Raw genomic sequence first — 23901 nt, forward strand, 5'->3', positions numbered from 1 at the left:
AATGACTTCCCCTAAAACCCTTTTTATTGCGGCAAACTAAACATGATCTCAACCAGTTGACCTTCTCGTTCTACCATCAAGGAGATCTCGGTCAATTCTGGCAGTTGCGCCATCACTTCCAATGCTTGGCTCATTTCAGTCAGATCATAGCCGTTGATTGATTTTGCTAAATCGTTGGCTTTAAAGCCAGCTTGTTTAAATAGTTCTCTATCCTTGCCAGGGTTTAAACGATACCCCTGTAATTCTCCACCGCTGTTAACCGGTGAAATAGCAAGGTAGTCTGTAATTTTACTTGGATCGGCAAGTAACTCATCACGTGAGCTCTGTAGCTCTTCGGCGACAGCTTGATTGTCTCGTTGATCAATTTGCTCGACACCACGCGAACGCTTGGCTTGTTGTAACTGACGATTAGCCTGACTTTGAGTCTCATATTTAAGACCATCAAGCATCAAGGTCTCATATCGCCCGCTGTTAGAGATAATAATGCGATCGGCATACACCTCTTTAAGCGAAGCCGATGTGCCCTTAATCTTATCGCCTAAGCCATACGTCTCTTGGCTACCGCTAGACTCAATCACAGCTAAACCGTTCTGTTCGGAGGTAGATGCCACGACCCCCGTGAGCTGAATAGAGAGTGACGTTTTGGGTGCATCGATAATTTTGTCTTCGACAGGCGCAACTTTAGGCTTACCGCCATTGAGGTCCGCCTTGCCAAATAGCGCAAGACTTTGCAATGCAGAAAGGCTCACCTGCTCAGATGAACTACTGGAAATAGGATTAGCTTGCCAGGTCTGCGGCGTATCCGAAACAGGCACTAACTTCCATGTGATCTGCGCCAACAAATAAATAGCAACGATTAGTCCTAGCCAAAAAGTTGCGGCGCTCAAAGGCTTGTGCGGGATGGCCGCAGCCTTAGATATAACTTTGTCTAATAAATCCATATTATGTGGACCCTCTATACAGGTCTCTAATCTGATTATGATAATTTAGGAACTTGTGACTCATGCTAACCTACCCTGCTATCGGCAACAAGCCCATAACACTAGCTAAATTGGCCTATAAGGGCTAAATATGCTAACTTTACGCGCCTAAAAAGGGTGTGAAGTCGGTCGCTATATTAGGTGATTGCACCGTGATACAGGGAACTTATTGCCCAGCATGTGAACTCACCCATCTTTATACACTTAAGTAGAGGTAATAACCATGGGATCTGAACCCCCCTCTTCAGTTCGTTTAGATAAATGGTTATGGGCAGCGCGCTTTTATAAAACTCGCGCCATCGCCAAAGAGATGATCAATGGCGGAAAAGTACACTATAACGGTCAACGAGCCAAGTCGAGTAAACAGGCTGAGGTCAATGCCGTCATTAGGCTCAGACAGGGGCATGACGACAGAGAGGTCGTCATTAAGCTGTTATCCGAACAACGTCACAAGGCGACTATCGCACAAACCTTGTATGAAGAAACGAGTGAAAGCATCGCCAAAAGAGCCACCTATGCCGAAGCCAGACGTTTAAACGTGCTGAATAACCCAGCGCCAGATACCAAGCCAGATAAGAAACAGCGTCGTCAGCTGATCCGTTTTAAAGAAAGTTAGTGATTTTAATGCGGTATAGCCGTTGAAAAATTGGCCACTAAACACCATATAGCAATTTAATTGATGCTGAAAAATCGGCGTCTACAAAATGTAACCGTGAGACTGAAATGAGTAAAGATACATTAAACCGTTACCTATTTGACAATGCCGATGTTCGCGGTCAAATCGTTCAACTTGAAAAAAGCTACCAAGAGATCCTTGCGGCCCACACTTACCCAGCAGCAATCCAAGGCCTGTTAGGTGAGTTGATGGCGGCAACATCACTGCTGACCGCGACATTGAAATTCGATGGTGATATCAGTGTTCAGGTACAAGGTACTGGCCCAGTATCACTCGCAGTGATTAACGGTAACAACCTGCAGCAGTTGCGCGGTGTGTCTCGTTGGGATGGTGATATTCCAGCCGATGCCGATATTGCTCAGCTCATGGGTCAAGGTCACATGGTGATCACTCTAACGCCCACCAATGGTGAGCGCTACCAAGGTGTAGTTGCACTAGACAAACCCACCTTAGCTGAATGTTTAGAGCAATATTTTGCCCAATCAGAGCAGCTACCCACAGCGATTCGCTTATTTGCTAATGGCAAGCAAGCCGCGGGGATGTTGCTACAAGTGCTACCAGGTGAAAGCGACCACAATGCAGAGTTCGAGCACCTAGAGCAGCTCACGAGTACCATTAAAGCTGAAGAGTTGTTTGAGCTTGACGCCACAGAGGTACTGCATCGTTTGTATCATCAAGAAGAGGTTCGCCTGTTCGATCCCATTGATGTCACGTTTTCTTGTACCTGCTCGCGTGAACGTAGCGGTCAGGCACTTCGTACGGTCGCAAAAGCTGAACTTGACTCAATTTTGGCAGAACAAGGCAAAATTGATATGGGATGCGAGTATTGCAACAGCAACTATAGCTTTGATTCTATTGATGTTGAAGCCTTATTTAATAACGCTCCGACCTCTGATACCCAGCAGTAACGACGCGCCATTATTGACGCTGTCAAACTAGACCATTAAGAGGGTGCCTGTGAGCACCCTCTTTTTTTAGCTAATTTCACGATCTTCCTCACACATTCCGTTGCGCTTACGTTACAATCACGGCTCTGCTCCTAGCATGCAGAAAAAACAATAACAAGCTGGCATAGATCGGTAACTTAACCTACTCAAAAGATGGAGACCTTACAGATGGCGGATGGATCTAAGCAAACTCATAAAAACCCCTCAACAGCACAACTCATTGAGTTTGCACTCGCTCGTGGCGAAGGAGAGCTAACGGCGAATGGTGCATTAGTGGCAAAAACCGGTGAACGCACAGGCCGCTCACCCAATGATAGATTTATCGTCAAAGAAGCAAGCTCAGAAAATGATATCGACTGGGGCCCAGTAAATAAGCCATTTGAAATGAATGCCTTTAACGCACTTTGGGATCGAGTTGAAACCTATCTTTCAGACAAAGAAACCTTTGTTTCTGAACTAGAAGTGGGTGCCGACATAGAGCACTATCAGCCAATTAATGTAACCACAGAGACGGCTTGGCATCAGCTATTTGCCCGCAACCTGTTTATCGTACCAGAGCAGTTTAACGCGGCAAACAAGCCTGTCTGGCAGATCATGAACGCACCAGGTTTCACTTGTGACCCGTCACGTGATGGCACTCACTCTGATGCAACCGTTATCATCAACTTTGCCGACCGTAAAGTGCTTCTCGCAGGTTTGAAGTATGCAGGCGAGATGAAAAAATCTATGTTTTCAGTGCAAAATTTCCTATTGCCAGCAAAGGGCGTATTGCCAATGCATTGCTCGGCAAACGTAGGCACTGATGGCGACACCACCTTGTTCTTCGGTCTATCTGGCACAGGTAAAACGACCCTATCAGCCGATCCTAAGCGTTTCCTTATCGGTGATGACGAACATGGTTGGGCACCTGGTGGCGTATTTAATATCGAAGGCGGTTGCTACGCAAAATGTATCGACCTTAGTCAGAAAAATGAGCCCGTCATTTGGGATGCAATCCGTTTTGGCACCGTGCTAGAAAACGTGACCATGGATGACAATCGTGTACCTGATTACAGCAACACTGACCTAACTGAAAACAGCCGTGCCGCTTACCCGCTTGAGCATATCGCTCAACGCAAAGAGGAAAACCGTGGCGCCGAGCCAAATGCAGTGGTATTCCTAACCTGTGATGTATCTGGTGTCTTACCACCAGTGTCTAAGCTCACCAAAGAGCAAGCGGCTTACCACTTTCTGTCGGGTTATACAGCTAAAGTCGGTTCAACTGAGATGGGGTCAACCTCTGCTATTCAGTCTACCTTCTCAACCTGTTTCGGCGCGCCTTTCTTCCCACGTCCAGCGGGTGTTTACGCTGAACTACTTATGAAGCGTATAGAATCGTTTGGCAGTCAGGTTTACCTAGTGAATACAGGTTGGACCGGGGGGCCACATGGTGTGGGTAAGCGTTTCGATATCCCAACTACACGTGCAATTGTCGATGCTATCGTTAGTGGTGAGTTGAAAGATGTTGAGACCGTGCATATCGACAAACTTAACCTCGAAGTCCCTGTGACTATTTCAGGTGTTGATAGCAACTTACTGAATCCTGTAAACACTTGGGCTGACAAAGCAGAGTATGACAAGTATGCCCAGCAACTAGCAGAAGAGTTTGCGGCAAATTTCGTTAAATACGATGTTTCTGATGCAATTAAGAGTGCAGGCCCTAAGGCTTAACTTCTTAATCAACATCAAGGCTAAATGACCTGAAACAAGGTTAACGAGTGTTATAAATCCCAATCAAGTTTACTTGGTTGGGATTTTTTTGATCACTATTTTTTGACCATTAATAGAGCATTTTTGCCGATTCCATAATACCTCCCCCTTAAGCACCATGCATATTGAGCAATCTTTATTTTTGACGCCATTTTTTTATCAATAGCATAATAAATTCAGCATAAAACCGATCTTTACCATAATTAAATGAAGGATCCGCACCTATTCACAATTTCTATATCGGCAACATGCTAGTTTAACGCCGCCAAAGTCATCAACTTTAACCCTATACTTTTACCCAATTCACTGCTCAGTTAACTAAGAGGCCAACGTGGCGAATAAAACGAACAAACTCATGCGCAATATCGGCGTACAGGTGGTGATCGCCATGATCATCGGTGCTCTGGTCGGCTTTATCATGGGGGAAGATGCCAGCATCTTTGCACCACTCGGCACCATCTTCATTCACCTAATCAAGATGTTAGTCATCCCGCTGGTGTTAGTGTCCATCATCTCTGGTGCGGCAAGTCTTGGCGACAGCCCGTCAGCTGGAAAAATCGGTATCGGCACGTTTGGATTTTTTATTGTCACCTCAGGCATCGCAGTCTCATTGGCATTGTTCATGGGTAACCTATTTAAACCTGGTAGCGGCATAGAATTTAGCGCCCATTCGGGTCAAAATTTGATGGTGGTCACCAATGAACATGGTGCGCTACCCGGTGTCATGGATACCTTTATCGGCATGATCCCCACCAATGTGTTTGAATCGTTAACCGGGGGTAACATACTGCAAATATTGGTATTTAGTATCTTCTTCGGTATCGCACTCACCAAAGTAAAGGGTGACGGAGCTAAACCCATCCTCGCTACGCTTAACACTATCGTCGATGCGTTTGTATGGATGATTAACTGCGTGATGCTCATTGCTCCTATTGGGGTATTTGGCCTGATGGCAGACTCTGTTGGTACCTTTGGCTTTGATGCTTTAGAAGTAGTGTTTAAGTTATTTGCCGTCTTTGTGGCAGCCATTTTAATTTACGGCTTTCTCTTCTTCCCACTGATAGTACAGCTATTTTCTAAGGTTAGTGCCAAGCAATTCATCTCAGCCATGAAAAAGCCTCAGGTAATGGCGCTGTCTACGGCTTCCTCGATGGCAACACTGCCAGTTAATATGGAAACCTGCGAGAACGAGCTCAAAGTTTCTAAAGCCACTGCCTCTTTTGTGCTGCCGCTTGGTGCAACCATAAACATGAGTGGTAACGCTATCTATTACGGCCTAGTCGCTATGTTTTTTGCACAAATGTATGGCATCGATCTTTCGATTACAGCCTATGCCGCAATTGTTTTCACTTCCACCTTAGGGGCAATCGGCCAAGCGGGTGTACCTGGCCCTTCATTTTTAGTCGTGGCAGTACTGCTTGCAGCAGGAATTCCCATCGATGGCTTACCTCTTTTGTTCGCACTCGACCGTATCTTTGACATGATCAGAACTTCACTCAATATCACGGGTGACGCCGCCTGTGCCCTCATCATGGATAAATATACTCAAGGCAAATAATGACAGCTAAACACTGGGTGGACGCTAGCGAATACGTGTCCACCCAGTTTCCTCACAGCATAACTCCCACAATAAGCTGCCGCTCTCCCGCTAAGATGCCACGCTACTTTTGCTACCAAAAAATGTAAAGCAAACCAATCTTTATGTAAAACACACTTGACACGAGTTTAGTTAAACACTACCTTTAATGTCAAATAAGCTTTACTTTTAAAGCCACTAAGAGGGACGTTATGATGAAAAACATATTCGATGCAATTTGTGCCAAAGGACTGCCAGCCAGAGATATTAAAAATGCCAACAAAGTTAACCTTTTGGCACTAATGTGGGCGGGGAGCTTAGTGTTGACCACTTACCTATTAAAGCTAACACCGGTACCAGCCACTTGGTTAATTGCCACCCTGTTTATCCTGCACAGCAGCATAGGTATCTTGATGACACTGGCCTTCAAGCGCTTTTTAACCCAACTCGATGAGATGGAGCGCAAAATACAGCTGGATGCACTGGCGTTAGCGGTGGGCGTGACGATCGTTGGCTTTTCATCATATTCGGTACTGGACATCGCTAATATCCTTCCCGATCTCAAAGCCTCTTATTTAATCGTCACCCTCGCCATCACTTATATGGTAGGCATTATCTCAGGCAGAGTACGTTACGGATGAAGAATCAACTCAAACTATTGCGCACTCAGCGCAACTGGACCCAGGCCGATCTTGCTGGCCAACTCGACGTCTCACGACAAACAATTAATGCGATAGAAAAAGATAAGTACGATCCCAGTTTGCCGCTAGCCTTTAAAATAGCCAAATTGTTCCAACTGCCTATCGAAGAGATTTTCGATGACAGTCAGTCAATGTAATTGCACTCCAACGACTCAAAATCCTATTGACAGCTAAATGTTTTAAACTAAAATCGCCGAAAATTTTCCCGCTCTCTCATCGCGACAAGACCGTGTAGTGAGCGGTTATATTGGTCACTCTATAGGGTTTTACCGGCATGAATATTGACACCTTGTTTACAATCGCTCCTTTTACCTGGGAGTCTTTAGGTTGTGCTATTGCCTGCGGTATTATTATCGGTTTGGAACGACAGCTTCGTGGAAAACCCGTCGGTATTAGAACCTCATCGCTAATTGTATTAGGTACTTATATATTTATTACCGCATCAATGTCAGTCGCCACCAGCATGTCTGATCCCTCAAGGATTATTGGTCAAGTGGTGACGGGAATAGGCTTCCTCGGTGCAGGGGTCATGTTAGCGAAAGAGGGAGTTGTCGTAGGCGTCACTTCTGCGGCAGCGATATGGTCTTTGGCTGCCATCGGTGTCTGCATTGCCGTGATCGATCCTTGGATAGCCATTAAACTTTCGCTCATAGTGGTATCTATCCTTTATGGTGTCGATCTGCTCGAAGAATACTCTTCAGCCTTTACGCGCGGCGTGCATACCAAGTACCGTAACTGGCGACGTAACGGCTACTAGCCTAGGATGAGCGCGCTGCTAATCACGCAAGTGTGGGGCTTCCGCCCTTGCGAGGCACCACACTTGTACATGGATATAGCGCGACTCAAACAGTTTGGCTAGTGCGTTGGCAGTGGTTCCTGTGGTGACCACATCATCAATAATTGCCACGCGTTGGTAGTGAAAGTGACGCTTTAATGTAAAAGCTCCCTCTAGGTTTCTACGTCGCTGTTTACCCGTTAATCCCGCCTGTGGACGGGTATTAGCCACCCGCATTACGGCATCATCGACAAGCGGAATCTGTAACCGCTGACTCAAAGTCTTGGCTATAATCCAAGCTTGATTAAACCCACGCTCACGTAAGCGGCTTGAATGTAACGGCACAGGTAATAATACTTGAGGCCGCTCGACTATCCCTTCAGCTTCAAGCGCCTCAAGACGCTCTATTAAAGCAGTCACTAACGCATGCAGTATTGCAAATTGCCCTTGATACTTCATCGCGGCAACATATTCACCCACTCCATCGTGATAACTGCATGGCGCCACAACCACCAACGGGGCATTTGCCATACAAGATCCACAATAGCGCTGTTGTATCACTAGGGCTCTCCCACAGCCAAGACAGGTCGGCTCGGCATAGAGGCTGGCAGTCAAGCTGATATGACAGATCCCGTGATGAGGAGGGTTCACCTGCTGATGGCAGATCAAACACCGATTAGGTAGACTAGCGAGCAATAAGGTGTGTACAACATGCGGCAGTTGTCGCCAACGTTTCCACCAAGATAAATTCCATTTAGATAAGGGCATTTTAGTGACTCAGCAATCCTTGCATATTGAAACTATAGGACAAGGCCGACCAATCGTCATGCTCCATGGCTGGGGCGTTAACAGTGCCGTGTTTAATCCGCTCCATGATGTAATGCAAAACTACCAAATTCACTATGTGGATCTGCCAGGGTTTGGTAACAGTTCAGCCATAGAGGGAGACCTAGATACTTGGGTTGACTACATTATGGCGCAGGTTCCGTCGCAGGCAATATGGGTAGGTTGGTCACTAGGGGGCTTAATCGCCACCCGTGCAGCGCTGCGCTATCCCAAGCAGGTCGTGGCGCTAGTCACTATCGCTTCATCACCCTGCTTTATGGCTCGAGATGATGAGGGCTGGCCAGGTATTCCACCACAGGTTTTAGAGCAATTTGGCAACCAGTTAGACCGCGACTTAGGTAAAATGGTCGAGCGTTTTTTGGCGATTCAAGCCATGGGTAGTGAAACAGCCAAGCAAGATATCAAGCAACTCAGGGATCTGGTGATGGCAAAACCGTTACCCGATGCAACTGCGTTAAAACAAGGGTTAGCCATGCTGACCGATGTCGACTTAAGGCCGCAGCTCAATGAGCTAACACTGCCTTGGTTTCGAGTATGGGGACGCTTAGACGGGTTGGTCTCACGTCGAGTACAGCCATTGATGCCAACTAAGGCAGCCTTTAGCGATCTGGTATTGCCTAAAGCCTCTCATGCGCCGTTTTTCTCACACAAGCGCGAATTTGTAACCGGTATGACTGATTGGCTGGCAACCTTGCCTAGATAGCACTTTAACTTAGTTGAAAAATTGTTTATTATTTAAGCATTACAGCTGGAGTTAAACTATGTTAGTGGTCACCAACTATCCTCAGGTCCCCATCGCGACAACCAATGCCGCGACCGACTCTGCACGGGTAGAAAGTCAGCAGCGACCACCTATCATCCCCGCCCCGCAGCTGGCTAAAAGCCATGAAGAGCGCTCATTTAATCCGCAAAATGAGCGCAGCGCCGATCAAGCCCATATTCAAGCAAAGCTCAATGAAAAGGTGCAGGCCAAACAGCAGGGAGCGGGTCAACAACAGCAAGAGGGTAAACAGCAGCAAAATCAGGCGCAACAAGCCGCACCAGCCATCATTCGACCACTGATGATGAAACCTGCACTTGCACGGCGAGATATTCGCAGCCCACAAGCCGAACCTCGCCCAGTTCTAACTAAGGCACCGACTACCCAGCCAGAACAATCCAGTTCATTTTATGAGACGGTCGCCGCTCATGTGTCACACTTCTATCAGCAACAGGCTCACCCCAAGGGCGAACCTGCGTTATCGACCTTTATCTAAGGCGAGGTCGTTTGCTCTGTAGGCTGTGCCAACGGTGGAGTTTGATAGAGTTGTTGTTGATAAGCCATGCTGCCCCACAGTGCCCAAGCCAGTGCCGCCTGCTTCATCTCATCTGGTTGCTCATTGTGCGATAGCTTCTGTGAAGCGAAATCATATTTAAACCCAGAAGGGGCGCGATCAGGCTGTAAGATCACCACATTATCTCCCCGTACATAGGCCATATTCTTGTCATACTGCATTAACGCACGCCCAGGCCAATCGTCAGCAACCTGAGTTAAATCGTACCCCAACATAGGATAGCTAGCCGAGACGCCCATCAGTGACAGTAAAGTGGGGGCCAGATCGATCTGGCTAACCACTCGCTCATCCTTTTTAGGAGTAATGCCATCACCTAAGATAATACCAGGGATCCTAAAGCGTGATATCGGCACCAAATCGGCACCGCCCACACGGCTGTCATGGTCAGCCACAATGACAAAAATGGTGTCCTTCCAGTAGTTGGCATTCTTGGCTAACCTAAAGAACTCACCCACAGCGTAGTCCGCATACTTAGCCGCATTATTACGTGTCTGCTTTGGCTCTTCATAAAGAGAGATACGGTCATCAGGAAACTCAAATGGATCATGATTACTCGAACTGAACACTAAGCTAAAAAACGGCTTACCTTGCTGATGGAACTGTTCAAACTCTTGGTTAGCACGGCGCATTAAGTCCTCATCCGATACCCCCCAAGAACCAACAAACTCTGGGTTTTTATAACTCTTTTCATCCACAATATTGCTAAAGCCATTGCCTAAGAAAAAGCTCTTCATATTGTCAAAATGACTCTCGCCACCATAAACAAATTGTGTTTCATAGCCGCGTTGCTTAAGCAGATCTGCAATAGTAAAGAAATTAGTTTGGCTTTTACCTAGCTTGACCACCGAACGCGCTGGTGTGGGGGTAAACCCAGTGGTAACCGCTTCAATTCCACGTACCGAACGCGTGCCGGTGGCATAGAGGTTGTCAAAGGCCCAACCTTGTTGCGCTAATGCATCAATTTCTGGGGTCAAAGGCAACCCGCCGAGGTGACCCACAAAACGCGCCCCTAAACTTTCTTGTAAAATAATCACTAGATTTTTGGGCTTGCCCTGATAAGTCGCCGGGTTGTACGTCACACTCGGCAAGGTCTCTGAGGTAAACGCCTCAAGTGGACGGCCACTCTCCTTGCGAACCGTATCAATGATCAGTTGTTTCTCAAGCTTGCCATAAACCTTAGCGGCATTATCTTCATTGCTCATCTGATCGATAGCGAAAAACAGTGAATAGGAGGAGTTAATCACCAAGCTATTAACGAGTGGATCATCGGCAAATGCAACCATAGCGGGGTTCAGCGGACGATGCCCCAAACTCGATCTGGCCCCTAATAAGGTAATAACAATCACTAGCAGTGCGAGAACAGGGCGCCATAACCAACGTGGCTGAGTGACATGTCGTAGTAAGTGGCCACTTAATCTCCAGCCGCCCCACAAGGTGACACTACTGACCAGAAAACCTAAAAGCAGCTCGCCTTTACGTCCAGCCCAAAGCATAGAGATAACTTCTTTGGGATAGATTAAATATTCGATATAGAGACGGTTTGGACGTAAGCCATATTCTTCAATAAACGAGGGCGTTGAAATTTCCAAAAAAACCATTAACCACAGCCCAAGGGTCAGCCAGACTCTCAGCAACTGATTCCAACGTCTTCCAACGAAGTGATCGCCACTAAAAATTGCGGTGCCTAGTGCCGCGACACCCCATAACCAGCACAGTGTCGCAAAGTCGACACGCAAGCCTTGAATCAACAGATGGGACCAACCATCAACCGCTGCAACCCGATCGGCCTGCCAAACACCTAAGCCAATGCGGCTTAAGGTGGTGATAGCAAGTGCTATCAAGCCAAAATAAATAATGGCACGAAATGGCCCTAATTTAGAACTAAATGCTAATTTACTCATGATTTTCCTAGCAATATATTTGTTATTTTACGCTCTCGAGACGGAGCACTTTTTTATTGGTGTTACTGTCTGTGACAGTTTGACATAGAAACAAACAAGAAGTTCTAAAATTGTAAAAGGAAAGCTAAAAAGAAGAACGGACAAGACTCATTCACCACGATGAGAGACAAAAAAGCCGAGTCATCATGACTCGGCTTTAACTTTTCTGGCAGCCCTACTTTTTCAATTTCGCGAATGCATCGGCAAACGCATTGCCCATGGCCGCATTGGCTGGCGCCTTCGCTTGCTTGTTAAAAGACTTCTGCGGCTTACCTTGTCCACCTTTATGAGTTTTGTTCTGGGCAGGTCTTGGCAAATTGGCTTTATCTGACAACTTCTCATCGAGGCGCATACTTAAGCTAATCCGCTTGCGTTCAACATCGACTTCCATCACTTTGACTTTCACCACATCACCCGCTTTAACCACGGTATGGGGATCGCTAACAAACTTGTCGGTAAGTGATGAGATATGCACTAACCCATCTTGATGCACCCCAACATCCACAAAGGCACCAAAATTAGTAACGTTAGTCACCACTCCTTCTAGGATCATTTCAGGCTTGAGGTGCTTCACCTCCTCCACGCCCTCTTTAAATACGGCGGTTTTAAACTCACCACGTGGATCGCGTCCAGGTTTATCTAGCTCAGCCAAGATATCGGTAATAGTTGGCAAACCAAACGCCTCTGTAACAAAGGCTTTGGCATCGACTTGTTTTAAGAGATCGCTGTTGCCGATCAAACTATCAACGGCTTGTTGTTGTGCCTTGGCAATAGATTCAACCAACGCATAAGCCTCAGGATGAACAGCACTGCCATCGAGTGGGTTATCACCATCAGCAATACGCAAGAACCCCGCCGCTTGTTCAAACGCTTTCGGCCCGAGACGGGCAACCTTGAGCAGCTGCTTACGACTAGAGAATTGCCCATGCTGGTCACGATACTCGACGATATTACGCGCTAAGGTTTTATTTAATCCTGCCACTTGTGCCAGCAGTGGCATTGAGGCCATATTCAAGTCAACACCTACGCCATTTACGCAATCTTCGACCACGGCCTCAAGCGACTGGGACAACTGACTCTGGCTCACATCATGCTGATATTGGCCCACACCAATTGATTTAGGCTCAATCTTAACCAGCTCCGCCAAAGGGTCTTGCAGGCGACGTGCGATAGACACCGCACCTCGAATAGAGACATCCAACTCAGGGAACTCTTCCGCGGCTAACTCAGACGCCGAATAGACCGATGCCCCCGCTTCGCTCACCATGATCTTAGTCAGGTGTGGCATCTCTGCTTTCACAGTGGCAATCAACTCACCGGCCAGCTTATCGGTTTCACGCGAGGCGGTACCATTACCAATCGCAATCAGCTCAACCTTGTGCATTTTGACTAGATTAGACAGAGTGCGCAGTGATTTCTCCCACTGATTTTGTGGCGCGTGAGGGAAAATAGTGGAATGAGCCACCAACTTGCCGGTGTTATTAACAATAGCCACTTTCACGCCAGTACGAAGGCCAGGATCTAAACCTAATGTCGCCTTAGCCCCCGCAGGTGCCGCCATAAGCAGGTCGCCCAAATTACGCGCAAATACGTTTATCGCTTCAGATTCGGCACGCTCTCTAAGCTTACTAATAAATTCAGTCTCCATCTGCAACGCAACTTTAATCCGCCACGTAGCAGTCACAACCTGCTTAAGCCATTGATCGACATCGCTATCAGTCAGTTTGAGGTTAAAGTGTTCACCGATAATCACTTCGCAATAACTGCCCTGTTTAGCCTCAGTATCGGGGTCGGCATTCATACTGATACTCAACACCCCTTCATTACGACCGCGCAGCATAGCTAATGCACGATGCGATGGAATTTGGGTCAACTTTTCAGTGTGTTCAAAGTAATCTCTGAACTTAGCTCCCTCTTTCTCTTTGCCTTTGACTAAACGGCTTTCCAGTACCGCGCAGCCCGTTAGGTGACGACGTACTTTTTGCAGCAACTCTGCATCTTCGGCAAATCGTTCCATCAGAATAAAGCGCGCGCCGTCGAGTACGGCTTTGTAATCATCAAAGCCGGCAGCTTTATTGATAAATTCGCTGGCAACAGCCTCAATATTGGCTTGGCGGTCGTTCAATAACCTATCGACTAATGGCTCAATACCCGCTTCAATCGCAATCTGACCTTTAGTGCGACGCTTCGGCTTAAATGGAAGATACAGATCTTCAAGACGTGTTTTACTGTCGGCACCGTTAATGGCAGCCTGTAATGCGGGTGTTAACTTCCCCTGGGTGTCAATGCTAGACAGAATCACCTTGCGCCTATCATTGAGTTCGCGCAGGTAGCCCAAGCGACTATAGAGTGTGCGTAACTGGGTATCATCTAAACCACCTGTGACCTCCTTACGATAGCGCGCCACAAAAGGGACTGTTGCGCCGTCATCCAATAGCGTAATGGTTGCGGTCACTTGCTGCTCGCGAACGTCGAGTTCCTGAGCGATGATTTGTGCAATATTGTGCATAGAATACGTCATGCCTAGATTGATAGATTTCAGTGTCGCCAAAGATAACACAGGCATAGCCGAAGTTGTACGCTATTGCCCTCTCAAAAATGATGAAAGCCTGTTAATACAGGCTTTCTGTTATCAATGATAGCGACCGCTTTAAGGCAACATTGCTGCCACTTTTCGTCAGCCGGTTTCGGAAACTTGTGCGACCCTTGAGCTTTTGCAGGTTTTGCTCTGCGTCGCTGGCTTGATAAGAGGCGGCACTTCGACCTAATGCCGTCTGCCCTGCTCAACATCAATGGCCGAGCGCTATTAAGCCCAAAGCGAAAGACTATATAAGTTAAAAAAGATAAGTGGCTTAGGTGTCAAAGGCCTTATATTGAATCTTATTGACGTACCACTCTTTGTTGCCAGCAGGCGTTCTCACCACGACTTCGTCGTCAACTTGTTTGCCAATCAAAGCGCGAGCCATTGGAGAATCAATAGTGATATAACCAAGCTTAGTGTCCAGCTCATCTTTACCCACAATGCGATAACGAACCAGATCACCGGCTTCGTTTTCTAACTCCACCCAAGCACCAAAAAACACTTTCCCCTCTTGCTGAGGCGAATAATCAACAATCTGTAAATCCTCTACTCGTTTGACCAAGTAACGCACCCGGCTGTCAATTTGTCTTAGTAGCCGCTTGTTATAGGTGTAATCCGCATTTTCACTACGGTCACCCTGCGCCGCCGCTTCTTGGACCTTTTTAGTGATCTCAGGGCGGTACTCTTTCCACAAGTATTTCAGCTCTCTGTCGAGCGTTTGCCACCCTTCACGGGTGATCAGCATAGCTTTAGTATTTTCTGACATGACTCTCTTGCATTGCAGCGGTATTGCTTGCCATTCGTGGCCAGATAATACCTATAGCACACTGATAAAGACAATAGCCTAGCGGTGCAATAGCAGGCGAATCCCCCGCAAACCTGAGCAGATTCAATTTCAAATCACGATTTACAATCGGTTTATTCAATTCCGATTTAGTTACAATTTAGCTTTTTTCAGGAAACATTTGGATAATAAGCTATAATTTTCAGTGCATTAAATAATGCATCAGGATGTAAAATTTGTTTCATTTGCCTCGCGAACAAAAAGTTGCGCTAGTCTTTTAAGCGGCAAAACAGCTATATTAAGCGAGCATATAAAATTAATAATGAATATCAGCAAGTTGGGGGGGCTTTTATTGGCCTCTCGCACTGAAATAAGGGATAAAAAGCATGGGACAAGAAACCTCTAAGATTCTCGTCGTCGATGATGATATGAGGCTCAGAGCCTTACTAGAGCGTTACCTGATGGAACAGGGTTATCAGGTTCGAAGTGCCGCTAATGCCGAGCAGATGGATAGATTACTCGAACGTGAAAACTTTCACTTACTGGTATTAGATCTCATGCTGCCTGGCGAGGATGGTTTATCTATCTGTCGCCGCTTACGTCAAAATGGCAACACCATTCCCATTGTAATGCTAACTGCCAAAGGTGACGAAGTAGACCGTATTATCGGCTTAGAGTTAGGCGCTGATGATTATCTGCCGAAACCCTTTAATCCCCGAGAGCTATTGGCCAGAATCAAGGCGGTTATGCGTCGTCAATCCCCAGAAGTTCCAGGTGCACCGACCCAGCAAGAGGAGGAGATTAGTTTCGGCGAATTTACCCTCAACTTAGCGACTCGCGAAATGTATCATGGTGAAGAGGCGATCTCTTTGACCAGTGGCGAATTTGCCGTTCTCAAGGTCTTAGTAAGCCACCCTAGAGAACCACTCTCGCGCGACAAATTAATGAACCTTGCTCGTGGCCGCGACTACTCTGCGCTCGAACGCTCCATCGATGTGCAAGTTTCACGTCTACGCCGACTTATCGAAAAAGATGCTGCTAACCCTCGCTATATTCAAACGGTTTGGGGACTCGGCTATGTGTTTGTGCCAGATGGTGCCGCACGTCGATAATCACATCGTCCAATAGGCGTCGGAACGCGATAAATGAAGTGGTTAAAACGATTTCTGCCACGCAGCGCATTTAGCCAAACAGTATTACTGATTGGCTCTTTGTTGCTGGTGAATCAGCTGGTCTCCTACCTTTCGGTGGCAGTCTATTTTATTCAGCCTACCTATCAACAAATAAACCAACTGATTGCCCGCCAAGTTAAGCTACTGTTTGTCGATGGCATCGATGTAGGCCGCGAGCACTTAACCATGGTCGATGCGCTGAATGCAAAAGTGCGTGACGACGGCATGGAGATCTACAACCTAAAGCAAGCTCGTGAAGCGGGTATTGAACGTGCCACTTATTACAGCTTGCTGTCAGCACAAATGTCGGAGCACTTAGGTGGAAAAGCTGAAGTTCGCATCGCTCAGGGGAAAGAGTTTGAAATTTGGATCCGTCCCCCGCAGGCGCCCTCTGTATGGATAAAGGTTCCCCTCACTGGGTTTAACGAATTTGGCTTATCGCCGCTTACCCTTTATTTAATGGTCATTGGCGCGCTCAGTGTCGCGGGCGGTTGGTGGTTTGCTCGCAAGCAAAATAAGCCACTCAAACGGCTACAACGTGCCGCCATATCCGTTTCTCGCGGGGACTACCCAGAACCGCTCCCAGCCAGTGGTTCTACTGAAATTATCGAAGTGACCAATGCCTTCAATCAGATGTCTCTGAGCATGCAGCAGTTAGAGCAAGACCGCGCACTGTTAATGGCTGGCATCTCCCATGATCTGCGCACCCCTCTCACCCGTATTCGCTTAGCATCAGAGATGATGGTTGAGGAAGACCAGTATCTAAAAGATGGCATAGTCCATGACATCGAAGATATGGACGCCATTATCAATCAGTTTATTGCCTACATCAGGCAAGATCAGGAGAGCGTACGTGAACAGGGACAGATCAACGCACTCATTGAAGATGTGGCACAAGCTGAAGCAAACCGAGAGGGGCAGATAGTTGTTGAATTAGCTGACTGCCCCGAGATCCCTATGCAAGCAGTTGCCATTAAACGCATTTTAAGTAACTTAGTGGAAAATGCCTTCCGTTATGGTGATGGCTGGATCAAACTCAGTTCCTACTACGATGGACGCCGAGTCGGCTTTAGCGTTGAAGATAATGGCCCCGGCATACCAAGCGCGCAAATCCCCAATCTATTCCAGCCATTTACTCAAGGTGATACCGCCCGTGGCAGTGTTGGCTCAGGTTTAGGCCTTGCGATAATCAAACGGATTGTCGATCGCCATCAGGGGAAAGTGGTACTGACCAACCGCCAAGGAGGTGGTTTGCACGCACAAGTTTGGTTACCCCTAGAATAAGTTATAAAGGAATAAGTAAACGCTAATCAACTGTTAAATAATGATTTATTGATTTACCCATTGCTAAATGTTACAACACTAATATCTCATTACACATGGCATAACTATGACATAGAGATATCAGTCACAATGCAAGTCAATCAGGAATGACTTGCATCACGCAAGCAGTTGCGGACCATTACAAAGGAATGCTTTATGGTAGAGTTATCATCTAAGGTATTGATCGTCGATGGCGATATCGATACGAGAACAGAGATTAGCGCTTATCTTACCCAGCAAGGTGTTGAAGTCTTTTGTGCCAGCAATGGAAAACAGATGGACAGTATGCTGGAACAAGACACGTTTCATTTATTACTGCTCGAACTCAAACTCAATGGTGAAGATGGGCTGGCTATCTGTCGCCGACTCCGACAAGCCAACAACAATATTCCCATCGTCCTCAAATCTAACCAGTGTGATGAAATCGATCGCATCATAGGCTTGGAGATAGGTGCCGATGACTTTTTACCGCAGCCCTGCAATCAACGTGAATTACTGGCACGAATCCACGCGGTGATCCGCCGTAAAGCACCTAGGGTTAACCTGACTCCGAAGCAAAATAGCGACGAGATCCATTTTGGCGAGTTCACTCTCAACCTCTCTACTCGCAAGATGTATCGCGGCAAAAACGTCATAGCACTAACCAGTAGTGAGTTTGCCATCATGCAAGTTTTTGCTAAACATCCCACCGAGCCGCTGTCTCGAGAAAAGCTGGCGTCCTTGACCCGTGGCCGCGAGCACCTATGCTCCAATCGCGCTATCGATGTGCAGATCTCACGCCTGCGACGCCTTATTGAAATAGACTCCACGAACCCAGACTTTATCCAAACGGTATGGGGTCTAGGTTACGTTTTTATACCCGATAGCATAAAGCGCAAAGCGATGGCGAGCTAAACCTAACCGAGCCGTCAACATGACAAGCTGACCCTTGTCATTAAACTGCAACCTTGACGTAATACGCTGGCGCAAAATGGAACTTGGCGCGTCATGATGAAAATTTCAACGTTATCGCTGTGGGCTTCAGCCACACTATTACTGCTGGCAGCTTTACTGGCATCCGTGGTTATATGGAGTAATCAACAACGGCAACTCATAGAGCAGGAAACCGCTTTATTGTCTGTGGCGCAGCAACGTTTTTTAGTGGAGATAAGGCGCCAACTCGAAGGCTATTTAACTTCAGGTAACAGCCAACAACTCAATGATGCCAAACTCCAGCTGAGTGACATTCAACAGCAGATCGGCCAAATCTCTCATCACGACGCGGTACAACTCTCACAATCTATCGCACAGTTTATCAGCCACCTCGATAGCCAATTTCGCGCGGCAGGCAAGTTGGCTGGTAACCCTCGCCAGCTGCTTGCCCATGCGGAATCTGAGATGCTCAGCATCAATCAGCAACTATCCGAATATGCCAACTTAGGCCTTAAGCAACACCCCAAATTAGCCCTGCAATATCTGGCACTAACACGCGAACTGCCACCTTTGGTATACCAACTTTCTCAACTCACTGATGGCTACTTAATAGCTAAAGACCAACGCTTAAAATCACTATTAAGCACGCAACTTGACCAACTGGAGGTATGGCATGACAAGCTGGCCAATTTGCCACTATTGGGTCTATACGAAATCGTCGCCGCCGATGAATTTGCCTTAGGCGATGAAGAGGAAGAACAGATTGAAATCGGCGAGAACGACTACTCGGAGCTGCTCTCGTTAACCACCCGCTACCGCAAAGAGGTCGCTAATACCGATAATCTATTGCTAAGCAACCAACAAGCGCAAACGGCCATGATGGCTGCCATTACCGATGTAGAACAGCAACTACTCACTCTAGGTTTGGCTCAACAGGCGCAAAATCAGCACCTCAAACAAAACCTACAACACATCTTATATACGGTCGTGAGCCTGCTCGCCTTTTTTGCCTTAGTCTATCTGCTGCTACAACAACAGCGCGTGGTTAAGCCACTCAAACATTTAAACACGGCCTTTATGCGTTTGAGCGAATCAAATAACCGTGACCGCTTAACCATACAACGACGCTGTGAAACGGGACAAATCGCCGGACACTTCAATAATCTGCTTGATCGATTTGAAGCTGAAGATGAAAACCAACGTTCAAAAATTGCTGCTATTTCAGCTTCGTTATCACAGCTGGTGCAGCGAATCACTCAGCTAACTCAAGGCAGTGATATCACAGTGAGCATTGTCGACACCGCCCAATCACAAACAGAAGAGGTCCGTACATTAGCCCGTGATGTTAGCCAACTCTCTCGCCAAGTTGAAACCAACGCGCAGCAAACGTTGCAACAGATGTTGGCGAGTCAAACCGAGGTCAAAGCGGTATTGTATGCAGCCGAAGAAACCCAACATGCGGTAAACCTATGTCATACCTCATTGCAAAGCTTAAGTACTTCGGTCAGTGATGTATCAACCATTATTGACGTCATTGGCAACATCGCAGAACAAACCAACTTACTCGCCCTTAATGCAGCCATCGAAGCCGCCAGAGCAGGTGAGCAGGGGCGTGGTTTTGCGGTGGTGGCCGATGAGGTACGCAGTTTGTCTCTACGCACCCAAATATCTCTCAAAGAGATCATGGCCATTCTGAGCCAGTTAACTCACGCCAACGGTGAGCTAGAAAACAGCGTCAAAGGCATTGAAAATGCCAGTCAAAAACAGACCCAAGGCGCACAAACTCTGTGGCAGGTTACCCAAACGGTGCAGCAACAAGCACAACAGATGACAGAAACGGCCAAACAGGGCAGCGACTATAGCACCAACCAAGTGCACCATTTAGACGCCCTATCCACGGCGATGGAGAGCCTTAAACGCCACGCGCTGCAAACGGCAGCGCAAAGCGAGGTGATCGCCAATGAAGTAGCCCAAGGCGTCGATGACATCGAATCTAGTTTAGGCATTGTTAATAAAGATGAAAGTAGATTAATTCAGGCAGCGTAATCTCACCTGATGTTAAACGTGCAGTGTGTTAATATGCTTGAATAATCATCGCATGATCATAACAATTGCATCGGATGGATCCCTTATGAAAATCACTCAACTCTTTGCTAGCCTTCTTCTCGCAGGCTTGAGCACCACCGCATTTGCCTCAACTGAACAATCACCTTTTGCAGCGTCGATTATTGCAGGTCTCGAATCCTACCCAGATTCAGCATTTAGCTCAATGTCACGCGGCGGTGGCATATCATTGATTTGGGATGACCTCAGGTACAACAACAGCTATCAACTCGATCAAAACTACTTTCGAGTGCGTGGTACTTACTACTATGAACGCGACTCTGAAAAATATGATGAAGACAGATTTCGTAACTCTGCCGATCTCAAATTTAACTATCAACGCCCTTTCACTAGCTTTGGTCAAGACAATGAGTACCTGCTTAGCATACATGCCCGCTACGAAGGTCACTACAATAGTCAGCAACTAGAAGAGTTTGAGCAACTGGCCGTTGCAGGCCTGTCACTGGACCGCCGCTTTGGCCAAACCAACTTCTACGATGTCGGGCTGATTTTAGGCTTAGCGTATAGTGAAGAGGAGAAAGATGACGATTGGCCACGCGAAGAGATGGGACAAGGCGAAGAGATGCTTGGACGCCAAGGCATGGGCTACTTTTTTGAGTGGAAAAACAGCTATACCTTTGGCCACACAGGTGTTCAGCTTATCGCCAATTATAGCCGCTACGATGGGCGTTGGGCTTATGATGCTGATAAGTTTTATACCATGGACCGAGTCACGTTTGGGGTGGTGACACCACTAGCCAACGAGAACAATTTGCTTCACTTCACTAGCCAATATATCAGCCGCGATTACGAAGTCGACCTGTTAGGTTTTGAAGACACCTTGTACCGTGTCGCTATGGAATATGTGCATTACTTCTAAAGCCTTGTTCTTAGGCATTCGTCATAAAAAAGGGAGCCTAGACTCCCTTTTTTACATCAATCCAATTATAACGCCGCCAGCACGGTTTCTGCCTTGCTGACCTCAAAGCTTTTAGGCGCTTCAACATTAAGGGTCGTGACTAGGCCATTGTCGATCACCATAGCATAACGCTGTGAACGTACCCCACCAAAGCCGGCGGTATCCATGTCTAACCCCAGTGCCTTAGTAAAACTGGCATCGCCGTCGGCTAACATCATCAACTCACTGGCATTTTGTGCGTCGCCCCACGCCTTCATCACAAAGGCATCGTTAACCGATACGCAGGCAATAATATCCACCCCTTTGGCCTTAAATTCATCGGCAAGCACCACGAAACCAGGTAAGTGTGCTTCTGAGCAGGTAGGGGTAAAGGCGCCAGGCACGGCAAACAGCACCACCTTTTTATTGGCAAACAGTTCGTTCACATCATGGTTGACCATGCCATCTGCAGTCAGCTGACCTAAAGTAGCGGCGGGTAATTTTTGTCCTTGTTCGATCATTGCTCAATCCTTAACGTAACATTATCAATAATGGGTTACAGCATAGCCCTAAATGAACACCACAAACACTGACTAACCATGTGGATACTCTCTGTTTTAACCCTCGATGGTGGCGTTAGGCTTGAATACGCCTCGATACACGCTCACGCAACACTTACCCGCGCCCACCAAAAGCAATTCACACAGCATAGCCAGTAAAAGCCCAAGCATTAAGCCAATAGTCATCGCACGGCTGTCGAGCATAATAGTGTGGGTAAAGTTGTGCCACGCTTCGCTCCGTATATCCGCTAACGGCTCAAATGCCACCTGCCGAAAGCCACTGTAGGCGGTTTGATTAAACTGCTTGAGCGCACTGTCTAAGTGTTGATAGCGTAGGTAAATTGTATGAATACTCTCACCGCCCGCATTAATCACCGCATCGGGGTTTTGTTGGTAATGGCTAATCAGCTTTTCTATATCACCATCAAAGAAACGGTCGGCATCACGCTGAAACTCCGCTAAGCTATGCTTGGCCTCTATGGTATGTGCTTGCAAACGTTGCCCATATTGGTCAACAAAAGCGGGAACCTGTAAAACCGGCACTATTAAAGGTTGAGGTATGCTCAATATTCCATTGGCCGCCAAATAAACGGGTAAAGGCCGAAGCCAAATGGCCGCCTAAACTGTGGCCGGTCACTGAAATATTGTTAACACCTGCAAGTGTCCCTGTTCCCTCAATCGATGGTGCTTCCACCCAATTAATGAAATTGGTTGTCGTTGTGACCTGATATTTAATCTGAAGAGCTTGTTCACCAATTGGGGTAGTGCTGGCTAACCACCAGTTAACCATGCTGGCAATTTGATCTTGTGCACCGCCAGATAAAGCTAAATAACTATCTGTGAGTAAGTCTTGTATATTAAAATCAGTACCTCGCAGTGCCACATAGGTTTTACCTGTAGTTTTACCTGAGGCCTTTTCAGTCCAGACACTGGCATCGAATCCTGAGCCGAGAATTTCGCTGGTATTGATAATTGAATTGAAGTCGATGTCAAAGTTATCGACAACATAGTGGGCCAAGCTTGAACCGAGTCGTTCGGTAAGTTCTGACAATAAAGTACTTGGTTCAGTCGCTATACTTCCCTTTATGGCATAAGTCGCATCAGCAAGTAATGCATTCTTGAAGGCTTCCGTAATATTCATAATTTATAGTCCCTTATTCTTAATTCTTAATTCTTAATTCTTAATTCTTAATTCCGCTAGACTTTGCCCAACAGGGTTTGTGTAATTTACATCTGTCATATTATGCAGTTCGATCAATTTCCTTTTTTCTCTACCAAGCCCGCAGTAACCATCAAATAGGAAAGGATCCTTAAAGCTATTAAAATGTATCCAATGCGCTAACCAGCCGCCATAACCGTTATACCCAACCGATTTAAAGACAACCTCGTTAGTGTCAACGTCATAAGTTGTATATAGATTTTCAGTTATTTTTATTGGGGTCAGATTGAGCTCTGTCCTCTCGGAGGTTGTTTTTACCTTTCGTCCCTCAAGATCATCCACTAACACTTCCAGTCCGGGACCTGCATAACATAGGTAACCAAATTGAATACCACCTATGACCTCATCGCCTAAGAGGATGAACATACATGCTGCTATCACGCCCCAAAAGCTATAACGTTTCGCTGGGCCATCGGGCACAAATTCAGTGCACCACTTGGCAAACCAACGGACAAAAAACACGAAAAAAATTAGAAAAATAAATGTTAAAATGCCGATCATGGCCGCCTCGATAGGTTATTGTTGAAATTCATACTTAACGCTCCCTAATACTCTCTTGCCGGTATCTAAGTAACGGCGCCATAAAGAACTCGATGATTCGTCGCTTGCCCGTTTGCACTTCGGCGGTCACCGCCATTCCAGGCATCAATTTTATCTCTTTACCCTCAACCATGATGCCGTATTTAGTGAACGGGAAGATGTGGATTTTTATCTCGGCTAACATCTGTTCACGGCACAAAGCCGATATCTTTATTATCTAAAAACTCTTCACATCGAGCTGCACTTCATCCTGGACTATTAACATGAGCTGTTGTGCTTCGGTCA

At 46.8% G+C, this 23901-nt stretch carries 24 protein-coding genes; 14 read left to right on the forward strand and 10 right to left on the reverse strand.

The window, feature by feature from the left end; all coding sequences use genetic code 11:
- Positions 1-23 precede the first annotated feature (23 nt).
- Complete coding sequence (gspC, locus tag BEL05_RS06230; RefSeq protein WP_028763682.1) at positions 24-941, reverse strand: type II secretion system protein GspC; 918 nt, start codon at positions 939-941, stop codon at positions 24-26.
- A 262-nt stretch (positions 942-1203) separates the two neighbouring features.
- Between gspC and hslR the strand changes: the two genes are divergently transcribed.
- The 7 genes from hslR (at position 1204) to BEL05_RS06265 (ending at position 7386) form a co-directional block, all read left to right on the forward strand.
- Complete coding sequence (gene hslR / locus BEL05_RS06235) at positions 1204-1596, forward strand: ribosome-associated heat shock protein Hsp15 (protein WP_139151833.1); 393 nt, start codon at positions 1204-1206, stop codon at positions 1594-1596.
- 107 nt (positions 1597-1703) lie between these two features.
- Positions 1704-2564 (forward strand): Hsp33 family molecular chaperone HslO, encoded by an 861-nt coding sequence (hslO, locus tag BEL05_RS06240; RefSeq protein WP_028763684.1) that lies wholly within the window; start codon positions 1704-1706, stop codon positions 2562-2564.
- Between the two features lie 207 nt (positions 2565-2771).
- Positions 2772-4313, forward strand: a complete 1542-nt coding sequence (locus tag BEL05_RS06245; protein WP_028763685.1) for a phosphoenolpyruvate carboxykinase — start codon at positions 2772-2774, stop codon at positions 4311-4313.
- 394 nt (positions 4314-4707) lie between these two features.
- The gene (locus BEL05_RS06250) at positions 4708-5910 is read left to right on the forward strand and encodes a dicarboxylate/amino acid:cation symporter (protein ID WP_069670640.1); all 1203 of its coding nucleotides are present in this window, start codon (positions 4708-4710) and stop codon (positions 5908-5910) included.
- A 233-nt stretch (positions 5911-6143) separates the two neighbouring features.
- The gene (locus BEL05_RS06255; RefSeq protein ID WP_069670641.1) at positions 6144-6569 is read left to right on the forward strand and encodes a hypothetical protein; all 426 of its coding nucleotides are present in this window, start codon (positions 6144-6146) and stop codon (positions 6567-6569) included.
- On the forward strand, positions 6566-6766 hold the full coding sequence (locus BEL05_RS06260) for a helix-turn-helix transcriptional regulator (protein WP_028763688.1): 201 nt from the start codon (positions 6566-6568) through the stop codon (positions 6764-6766). Before BEL05_RS06255 ends, BEL05_RS06260 begins: the two co-directional genes overlap by 4 nt.
- 137 nt (positions 6767-6903) lie before the next feature.
- Positions 6904-7386 (forward strand): MgtC/SapB family protein, encoded by a 483-nt coding sequence (locus BEL05_RS06265; RefSeq protein WP_028763689.1) that lies wholly within the window; start codon positions 6904-6906, stop codon positions 7384-7386.
- A gap of 18 nt (positions 7387-7404) precedes the next feature.
- Here BEL05_RS06265 and BEL05_RS06270 read toward each other — a convergent pair whose 3' ends face one another.
- Positions 7405-7935, reverse strand: coding sequence for a ComF family protein (locus BEL05_RS06270; protein ID WP_245686952.1), 531 nt, complete (start codon positions 7933-7935; stop codon positions 7405-7407).
- A 241-nt stretch (positions 7936-8176) separates the two neighbouring features.
- Between BEL05_RS06270 and bioH the strand changes: the two genes are divergently transcribed.
- Entirely contained in the window at positions 8177-8953 is a 777-nt protein-coding gene (bioH, locus tag BEL05_RS06275; RefSeq protein ID WP_069670625.1) for a pimeloyl-ACP methyl ester esterase BioH, read from the forward strand.
- Between the two features lie 58 nt (positions 8954-9011).
- Positions 9012-9506 carry a hypothetical protein gene (locus BEL05_RS06280; protein WP_069670626.1) on the forward strand — a complete coding sequence of 165 codons (495 nt, stop codon included), beginning with the start codon at positions 9012-9014 and terminating at the stop codon, positions 9504-9506.
- Here BEL05_RS06280 and BEL05_RS06285 read toward each other — a convergent pair.
- The 3 genes from BEL05_RS06285 to greB form a co-directional block, all read right to left on the reverse strand.
- The gene (locus tag BEL05_RS06285) at positions 9503-11485 is read right to left on the reverse strand and encodes an LTA synthase family protein (RefSeq protein WP_069670627.1); all 1983 of its coding nucleotides are present in this window, start codon (positions 11483-11485) and stop codon (positions 9503-9505) included. The genes BEL05_RS06280 and BEL05_RS06285 overlap by 4 nt on opposite strands.
- 214 nt (positions 11486-11699) lie before the next feature.
- Positions 11700-14045 carry a Tex family protein gene (locus BEL05_RS06290; protein WP_069670642.1) on the reverse strand — a complete coding sequence of 782 codons (2346 nt, stop codon included), beginning with the start codon at positions 14043-14045 and terminating at the stop codon, positions 11700-11702.
- A 331-nt stretch (positions 14046-14376) separates the two neighbouring features.
- Positions 14377-14871, reverse strand: coding sequence for a transcription elongation factor GreB (greB, locus tag BEL05_RS06295; protein ID WP_028763694.1), 495 nt, complete (start codon positions 14869-14871; stop codon positions 14377-14379).
- Between the two features lie 404 nt (positions 14872-15275).
- Here greB and ompR point away from each other — a divergent pair, with 404 nt between their 5' ends.
- The 5 genes from ompR to BEL05_RS06320 all read left to right on the forward strand — a co-directional run bounded on the left by ompR (position 15276) and on the right by BEL05_RS06320 (position 21279).
- Positions 15276-16001 carry an osmolarity response regulator transcription factor OmpR gene (gene ompR / locus BEL05_RS06300; protein WP_028763695.1) on the forward strand — a complete coding sequence of 242 codons (726 nt, stop codon included), beginning with the start codon at positions 15276-15278 and terminating at the stop codon, positions 15999-16001.
- Positions 16002-16034: 33 nt separating this feature from the next.
- On the forward strand, positions 16035-17345 hold the full coding sequence (envZ, locus tag BEL05_RS06305; RefSeq protein WP_069670628.1) for a two-component system sensor histidine kinase EnvZ: 1311 nt from the start codon (positions 16035-16037) through the stop codon (positions 17343-17345).
- Between the two features lie 195 nt (positions 17346-17540).
- On the forward strand, positions 17541-18278 hold the full coding sequence (locus BEL05_RS06310) for a response regulator (protein WP_028763697.1): 738 nt from the start codon (positions 17541-17543) through the stop codon (positions 18276-18278).
- A 96-nt stretch (positions 18279-18374) separates the two neighbouring features.
- Entirely contained in the window at positions 18375-20342 is a 1968-nt protein-coding gene (locus BEL05_RS06315) for a methyl-accepting chemotaxis protein (RefSeq protein ID WP_069670629.1), read from the forward strand.
- An 85-nt stretch (positions 20343-20427) separates the two neighbouring features.
- Positions 20428-21279, forward strand: a complete 852-nt coding sequence (locus tag BEL05_RS06320) for a hypothetical protein (RefSeq protein WP_069670630.1) — start codon at positions 20428-20430, stop codon at positions 21277-21279.
- 65 nt (positions 21280-21344) lie between these two features.
- On the opposite strand, the gene BEL05_RS06325 is transcribed toward BEL05_RS06320, so the two are convergent.
- From BEL05_RS06325 to BEL05_RS06345, 5 genes are all read right to left on the reverse strand, one after another.
- Positions 21345-21818 (reverse strand): peroxiredoxin, encoded by a 474-nt coding sequence (locus tag BEL05_RS06325; protein ID WP_028763700.1) that lies wholly within the window; start codon positions 21816-21818, stop codon positions 21345-21347.
- Between the two features lie 96 nt (positions 21819-21914).
- The gene (locus BEL05_RS06330; RefSeq protein WP_245686953.1) at positions 21915-22400 is read right to left on the reverse strand and encodes a DUF2937 family protein; all 486 of its coding nucleotides are present in this window, start codon (positions 22398-22400) and stop codon (positions 21915-21917) included.
- Entirely contained in the window at positions 22369-22998 is a 630-nt protein-coding gene (locus BEL05_RS06335; protein ID WP_069670632.1) for a hypothetical protein, read from the reverse strand. The genes BEL05_RS06330 and BEL05_RS06335 overlap by 32 nt, the downstream gene beginning before the upstream one ends.
- Positions 22999-23031: 33 nt before the next feature.
- Positions 23032-23577 carry a hypothetical protein gene (locus tag BEL05_RS06340; RefSeq protein ID WP_069670633.1) on the reverse strand — a complete coding sequence of 182 codons (546 nt, stop codon included), beginning with the start codon at positions 23575-23577 and terminating at the stop codon, positions 23032-23034.
- A gap of 34 nt (positions 23578-23611) precedes the next feature.
- Complete coding sequence (locus BEL05_RS06345; protein WP_217629848.1) at positions 23612-23815, reverse strand: hypothetical protein; 204 nt, start codon at positions 23813-23815, stop codon at positions 23612-23614.
- Positions 23816-23901 lie beyond the last annotated feature (86 nt).

Origin of the sequence: Shewanella colwelliana (genome assembly GCF_001735525.1) — a bacterium.
Classification (GTDB): Bacteria; Pseudomonadota; Gammaproteobacteria; order Enterobacterales; family Shewanellaceae; genus Shewanella; species Shewanella colwelliana.

Excerpts from the sequence above, each read along its gene's own strand:
- BEL05_RS06250 (WP_069670640.1), top strand. The coding sequence starts at position 4,708 with ATGCGCAATATCGGCGTACAGGTGGTGATCGCCATGATCATCGGTGCT.
- greB (WP_028763694.1), bottom strand. The coding sequence starts at position 14,871 with ATGTCAGAAAATACTAAAGCTATGCTGATCACCCGTGAAGGGTGGCAA.
- envZ (WP_069670628.1), top strand. The coding sequence starts at position 16,035 with ATGAAGTGGTTAAAACGATTTCTGCCACGCAGCGCATTTAGCCAAACA.
- BEL05_RS06245 (WP_028763685.1), top strand. The coding sequence starts at position 2,772 with ATGGCGGATGGATCTAAGCAAACTCATAAAAACCCCTCAACAGCACAA.
- BEL05_RS06270 (WP_245686952.1), bottom strand. The coding sequence starts at position 7,935 with ATGGCAAATGCCCCGTTGGTGGTTGTGGCGCCATGCAGTTATCACGAT.
- gspC (WP_028763682.1), bottom strand. The coding sequence starts at position 941 with ATGGATTTATTAGACAAAGTTATATCTAAGGCTGCGGCCATCCCGCAC.
- hslR (WP_139151833.1), top strand. The coding sequence starts at position 1,204 with ATGGGATCTGAACCCCCCTCTTCAGTTCGTTTAGATAAATGGTTATGG.
- BEL05_RS06325 (WP_028763700.1), bottom strand. The coding sequence starts at position 21,818 with ATGATCGAACAAGGACAAAAATTACCCGCCGCTACTTTAGGTCAGCTG.
- BEL05_RS06310 (WP_028763697.1), top strand. The coding sequence starts at position 17,541 with ATGGTAGAGTTATCATCTAAGGTATTGATCGTCGATGGCGATATCGAT.
- BEL05_RS06320 (WP_069670630.1), top strand. The coding sequence starts at position 20,428 with ATGAAAATCACTCAACTCTTTGCTAGCCTTCTTCTCGCAGGCTTGAGC.
- BEL05_RS06315 (WP_069670629.1), top strand. The coding sequence starts at position 18,375 with ATGAAAATTTCAACGTTATCGCTGTGGGCTTCAGCCACACTATTACTG.
- BEL05_RS06265 (WP_028763689.1), top strand. The coding sequence starts at position 6,904 with ATGAATATTGACACCTTGTTTACAATCGCTCCTTTTACCTGGGAGTCT.
- BEL05_RS06285 (WP_069670627.1), bottom strand. The coding sequence starts at position 11,485 with ATGAGTAAATTAGCATTTAGTTCTAAATTAGGGCCATTTCGTGCCATT.
- BEL05_RS06260 (WP_028763688.1), top strand. The coding sequence starts at position 6,566 with ATGAAGAATCAACTCAAACTATTGCGCACTCAGCGCAACTGGACCCAG.
- BEL05_RS06335 (WP_069670632.1), bottom strand. The coding sequence starts at position 22,998 with ATGAATATTACGGAAGCCTTCAAGAATGCATTACTTGCTGATGCGACT.
- hslO (WP_028763684.1), top strand. The coding sequence starts at position 1,704 with ATGAGTAAAGATACATTAAACCGTTACCTATTTGACAATGCCGATGTT.
- BEL05_RS06340 (WP_069670633.1), bottom strand. The coding sequence starts at position 23,577 with ATGATCGGCATTTTAACATTTATTTTTCTAATTTTTTTCGTGTTTTTT.
- BEL05_RS06255 (WP_069670641.1), top strand. The coding sequence starts at position 6,144 with ATGAAAAACATATTCGATGCAATTTGTGCCAAAGGACTGCCAGCCAGA.
- ompR (WP_028763695.1), top strand. The coding sequence starts at position 15,276 with ATGGGACAAGAAACCTCTAAGATTCTCGTCGTCGATGATGATATGAGG.
- BEL05_RS06290 (WP_069670642.1), bottom strand. The coding sequence starts at position 14,045 with ATGACGTATTCTATGCACAATATTGCACAAATCATCGCTCAGGAACTC.
- BEL05_RS06280 (WP_069670626.1), top strand. The coding sequence starts at position 9,012 with ATGTTAGTGGTCACCAACTATCCTCAGGTCCCCATCGCGACAACCAAT.